This window comes from Terrabacter sp. AAH1, assembly GCF_054456855.1.
On the sequence record NZ_JBTJJV010000021.1, the window covers coordinates 42,973 to 48,972 of the forward strand.

2 protein-coding genes and 1 rRNA gene are annotated in these 6,000 nt (G+C 62.3%); all 3 read right to left on the bottom strand.

Annotated elements, in window-relative coordinates; genetic code table 11:
• Positions 1–786 precede the first annotated feature (786 nt).
• Positions 787–3,081 carry a hypothetical protein gene (locus ACXR8F_RS20735; RefSeq protein WP_458803408.1) on the bottom strand — a complete coding sequence of 765 codons (2,295 nt, stop codon included), beginning with the start codon at positions 3,079–3,081 and terminating at the stop codon, positions 787–789.
• Positions 3,082–3,141: 60 nt separating this feature from the next.
• Complete coding sequence (locus ACXR8F_RS20740) at positions 3,142–4,797, bottom strand: DNA cytosine methyltransferase (RefSeq protein ID WP_458803410.1); 1,656 nt, start codon at positions 4,795–4,797, stop codon at positions 3,142–3,144.
• 1,105 nt (positions 4,798–5,902) lie between these two features.
• Positions 5,903–6,000, bottom strand: a 5S ribosomal RNA gene (gene rrf, locus ACXR8F_RS20745); the annotation flags it as partial.

Consider the following 6,000-nt stretch of genomic DNA (forward strand, 5'->3'; position numbering starts at 1 on the left):
CCCAAACTCTTGGTGGGATAGCCGCGACCCAAGAGTCGTCCGTCAGCTTTCTCCAGCTGTCTCGCAACCAGCTGAACGGCGTATCCTTATAGGCATAGCGGCTCCAGGCGTCAGCGCTTACGCCTGAATCATCGGGTTCTACGCCGTCCGACATCTTTTCCCTGTACCTATTTAGGGCAGCGTATCGTCCTAGCGCGGCATCGAGGGCCCTCAGAACGGGGTCCTCTGTTGTTCGGGTCGCAGCGGCCTGGATCCAGCGTGCACCCATTGATTCTACCGAGCAGGAAGAGTCGGGGTGGCGCCCCATGTCATGCATCGTCTCCAAAATTCCACCCATATCGGGCGGCCTCGGAGCACCAAGCACCCCGCGCAAGTTTTGTGAGAGGGCTAAGTTGCGCGACATTGGGCTTGCGGAGGCGCCCTTTCCCTGGTCGCTCCTGAGACCGGTTGCGGCGTCGACAAGCGCTTGCGTCAGAACATCATCCGGCGCATCCGTCTGTAGGCCAGCGTGCCGGAGCGCCGAGGCAAACCACGTGGCCTGCTCTGCGGTGGAAGGAGCGACGCTCACAGCACCCTTCCCGCCCTGGCGAGCGGTGAAGCGCCGCGGGGCGTTCGGATCCGTGATCCCGGAATACGTCTTAGCCGACTCGGGGGGCTCGTAGGCTCCTGATTCGGGGCCCTCTTCCGCAGGGGACCAGCTCAACGCTCGCCGCGCGAGCTCGGATACCAAAACCTCGCCGATAGGGACATACTGTGGCCGATTCAGCGGGACTATCAGTGGATTTGTCATAGCCCCTTGCCTGCCACTGTGACCTGATACTCGTGAATAGGAGTCACTATCCGAATACTGCTTGCTCCACGGTGCGACGCCAAGAGCTGCAAGGATCGGAAGCGTTCCAAACGCGGGACAGTCGAGTCAGTCGCGTCTGTCATGCCGACCCATCCCCCCGCGCACGCCATTGCCTCGCGGACCAGGTTCAGGTCCAATTGGACCACTCCGACCTCTTCTCCCTTCCTCGATATTCTGAGCAAGAGAGTTTCGCCGTCCCGGTGTGTCTCCAGATCTATGTCCTCCACATCGAGCGCCAGCACCGGGGAGTCGGGCCTGCCACGAATCGCCTCCGCACGTGCCGCGAACAATGGCACCTGCGACCTGTGAGAACTCGTCTCCGGATCCCGTGGAGGGCTAATTAGAGTTTCAAGACGATTACGTAGAACCTCAGGCAACCCCGGCGACAACCGCCAGGCCTCCACCCAAGAGCTCACGTCGGCCTTGAATGCCGGATACCCCAGACAGACCGCCAGCATTCGCGTCAGGTACGTGCCGTACCACGCGGTTGCCTCGCTGGACCATCGTGAGTCGGTGGAATGGTGCATGGCCTCGACGTAGCGGTCGTCGAGAAGCCGATCGAACGCTGTCACGGCTTCTTCCAGTTGAGGCGTACCCGCACTGAGGAGCAGTGTTTGAAGAGGCGAGTCGCCCAACTCAGCGCTGGAGAACGCTTCTGTGACAGGAGTGGCCCAGCCGTCGCCCTGATCGTCAGGTTTTCCCGGAATCATGTCGCGAGCTGGATCTGCGGAAGCCGTTAGGCGCAGGACTGGGTGCCGGGTTGCTGCTTCTGCCGGCTCACCGAACAATGCTTGCCAGAACCGAACCGCGGCAAGCCTTCGCACCTTTTCGAAGGCAGTTCTTGGGTCGTCCAGCGAGTCTGGTGTATTCGTTAGGATCCACTCCACCAAGTGCTCCGGCGGCATGGTCTCCGGAAGTGAGCCCGCGACACACCGGGCGATAGCTCCCCACAGTTCGCGGAAAGTTAGCCGTTGTGAAGTGAGGATTTCTCCGCTTCGCAGGATGGTCAGAAGTCCGTTTCGAGGCCTCTCTTGACTCAACGTCTGCAGATTGGCTGCGATTGGATCGTACTCGAACTCAGCAGGCCAAGACAAGTGATCGACCACTGAAGAGAGCAGTTCGCCAGCGGGCGTATCCAGGCGATTTGATTTCGACTCGAAGCCGCGCAGTTTATAAGGCTCGCCATCAAGCAGGCCTGAGGCGCGGAGGTTGCAGTCCGGAACAGGCTCGAGGAGTGAGCAGACATCGACATAGACAGCCATCAGTTCAATCGTCGAGCCGCCTGATACCAGGGTCGCTTGACGCAGATACTCGGACTTAGCGATAACCGTTAGGCGCGACCAGGGCAGCCCCTCAGGTTCCTCGCTCTCCTCCCCCCTAAGCCAGGAGGAAACCATCGATCCGGCGGAGGCTCGGTCCTCTGCCGAGAGTTCGTCTACCAGAACACCGCGGTTCACGCAGGCCAGCAAATGCCGATTTAGACTCTTCTGGATATCGGCGGACAATGTCGAGCCCGCCCGGCCGCTTCTCTCCTCGGGGGGGATCGTCGCGTCATTAATGAGGATCAGCTCGCCCCCCGGGCTCATGAACGAGTACTCCCTGTGGGCCAGACCATCCTTGCGGCCGTCAAGCCGCTCCAAAGAGCCTGTGATTCGCGATGCCACGAAGGACTTGCCGCCGCCAGGGCCGCCAACCAGAAAGAGCATTCGCCGGTTCTTGGTTTCCCCGGCGAGTGCCTGCTGGAGCCAACTCGCGGCCTGATCAACGGCAGCAGGGGTGGGAGCGTGAGGCACATTGGAGCTCGTATCGGGCGATGCAGCGACGTCGCTGCCACCCGTGCCAAGGTCCCACAAGTCATAAAGGTGCATGTAGAAGGTCTCGCTTTGCTCCCGTGATGGTTTTTCTCGGTCAGGCGCTACCCAAGGAACGTCAGCACGTGATGGAGACCGCCCCGTCGCCGCTCCACTCGCCTTGCGGCGCGCCAGATAAGCAAGGGCTTCAGGGCGACGTTCCCCCTCAAGGTGCACCAAGTCGATGAGGCTTCGCTGGAAGTTTCTGGCCGGAGCCAGTCCACGCGCAAAGCCGAAGCCCATGTCTACCAACGCCCCTGACACGTTGAGCATTTTGTACTCGACGGCCTTTGGCGCCCGGCCGAGCTTCTCGGCCAGGTCCTTGTACACGCGCGTCTTAATTACCGGGGCCCCCTGCATGTCAGCTTCGACGATGTCCATGTAGGCCCTTACGACCTCACGGTTCTCTTCCGCAGTCCATCCCAGTGGCACGATAACAACCTAGTCCACCAGGGCGAGCTCCCGCTCCCCACCGACCCAAGAGTTCTCAAGCTTCGTTTCGAAGCGGGACGGTGTAATACTTTCCCCCAGCATCGCTGCGGCGACGCGTCCCACGGCATAAGCAAGTTTAGGGGGGACAGCGTTTCCCACCTGAGTGTACTGCGGGACCTGATACTTGCGCCGCGCCCCCCCAGTAGTAGGCACTGAGCGGAATTCAAAATTGTCTGGGAAAGACTGAATTCTCGCCATCTCCCTAACCGAGAGGGTTCTCGGTTCGGAGTAGTGGCATGCGTCGTCTGGTATGGATAGAGCGGCCGGCGCAGGAACACCTCGACGCAGCGCCTTTTGCGTTCGCTTACGAGTCCGAAGCTGGAAAACAAGACGCAAAACCTCTTGCTCCCTGCGCACTTCGTCGCCAGCTGCGTCGCGGAGTGGCCCGTTCCTCAGGAGTGAACGCAGCTCCTTCTCGCTTGGAAGCCCCACCCCTTCAGCGCCGCGCAGGAAGGCGCGTACCCCATCCAGCCGCACACCGGTGGCCGAGACTTCTTCTATGCGCTGGTACAAGCGAAATCGCGCCTGCACCAGCGCGGTGTGCCTTCGGTGTTCGTTGTTCGCAAGACCACTGCTAACGCACTTCCTTTGCGCGGCGGTGACGTGCGCGCCCAGCGTCGTGTTGATGTTGACAGCGTATGAAGAAAGGGACGGGTTATCTGGGTCATGCAGGTCACCTATCGCATCTTCCACGGTGAAAGGCCTATGCGCGGTTGTGAGCAGATCTCTCAGAACACCGTCGTGGTATCGCTCTGCCACTTCTGGGCGCGTGAGATCCACAACCCCCCCATCTTGCTGGCCCTCGCGCACTTTCTCGCCTGTGGCCAGCGTCTTCAGCAAACCCGTTCCCCAATCGAGCAGGTCCCCGTCGGCACCCAGGTTTTTCCTCACGTCCGCTATATGCACATCCCGGACGGCGATCATGATGAACCGCGGGCGGTTCTGCGCCACTCCGGCGTCCTTCGCGTTCACATGAAGGCAAATGGGCGCATAACCGACGGTGGCGAACGCCTTGGCCACCTCGAGCCAGGCGTAAACGCGCTGTCCCTTGTCGAGGAATGGGCGCAGGATCCCTGAAACGTTCTCCAAGATCGCCAGTTTGGGCTGGTGCACGCTGACGAATCTTGCGAACTCCCACGGCAACCTATTCCGATGGTTGCTGAGCTCGCGAAGGCCGGCCATGGAGAAGCTTTGGCATGGCGGGCCGCCAGACACGATGTCGGGCGGCGCGTCCAGAAGGGGCCGCTTGAGGACGCTCACGTACTCATTCAGGCGCCTCAGGTCCCCCACAACAAGCTTGCCCTTGAGGTTCGACTCACCGAGCTCGTTCACCTGAGGCGCAGACGCATATTCGTGAGGATTCTCGTCCAGTCGTGGACGCACATCCCCCGAGCCGTACCTGCTGTTTAACCATAGGACGGGACGCATCGAGACCGGAGTGGCCGCGAAGCCCTCGTCACGAATGTCGCTCCCGAGGAGGTTGTAGGCATAGGACTCCGCAGCCATGGGTGACAGCTCATTCGCCAGGACCATCGTGTGGCTTGCGGCCTCGAGACCAAGGGACATCCCGCCGCAACCGGCGAACAACTCGACGAACGTCGCCACGCGCTACCTCTCCACCAAAACTATTGACCCGCACTGCTGTTGCGCACACACCGCACAGGTCCATTGAAGGGCTAGCGTACCCAGAGCGCGCGTTGCGTCTTGGCACCCGCCATCGCTGCACGCGCGTGCCGCGCCACTCCGGGCCGACGCGGGCCGGGGCGAGGTTGCGGACAAAGCGTTCGCGGGGGTAGACGGCACCCCGCCGAACCTCAGTCGCCTGACGACCCCTCGAGCTCAGCGCCGGCGTAAGGGCGAGGCGGTCGCCCTCCGGGATGACGGCATACGGGTCGGTGATCTCGCCGCTGAACTGGCCGCCGGTTTCGTTGGGGAAGGGCCACGAACTTGGCCTCGCAGCTCTCGCTCTGGGTGATGAACTCGCGTCGGGCCGTCGGGCCGTCGATGCCTTAAGGCCGAGCGGCGACTCGGCGAGGGAGATCCACACACTGCCCAGGGTCCCCGTCGCCTTGAGCCGGTCTGAGCACCCGCCATGCAGATAAAAGGCAGCACCTCCTACCCGGCCACTACGATCGGCTGGAGAACCTCGAGCTGCCAGATCCCCCTTTACCGGGCGCCGACAGCGGTTCCCGAGCTCCCAGCTCTCCATGTCGGTCGACCCCGCTGCCCCACCACCCCGCGGTCGACGCGGTCCGAGGAATCGTCAGGGAGGCCAGCCACCGACCGCGCCATGATGAGCATGTGCCACCGTTCTGTCAGGGTCAGCGAACATCCACGGGTCGCGGAACGCCTCGCTGTGCCAGTTCCCCTCGGCCGCCGGCGCCCACATCTCGTAGATCCCCCCGAGAGCAGGGAGCACTGGCCCCGGCGCCTTGTCGCTGGCCACCACGTCCGAGAACGTCGCGCACCCAATCGACTGCACGTTCGCCCGAACGAATTCAAGGACGCCCCGCCTAGAGCATGGACCAGGGACCGTCCGTTGCCGCACCGCCGACCCGGTCCACGTCGCAAGGGAGGTGGTACTGCTCGCCGTCCTCGACGGCCCAGAAGTCCCCACCCAAGCCCCTGGCAGACAGAACACGAATCTCAAGGATAAACCCGGAAATGCGACAACCCCGCCAGATACCTGGCGGGGTTGTCGTGAATGGTTGTCCGGCTGCGTCCTACTCTCCCACACCGTCACCAGTGCAGTACCATCGGCGCTGAAGGGCTTAGCTTCCGGGTTCGGAATGGAGCCGGGCGTTTCCC

Coding starts and splice junctions, on each gene's coding strand:
- ACXR8F_RS20735 (WP_458803408.1), bottom strand. CDS start 3,081: ATGGACATCGTCGAAGCTGACATGCAGGGGGCCCCGGTAATTAAGACG.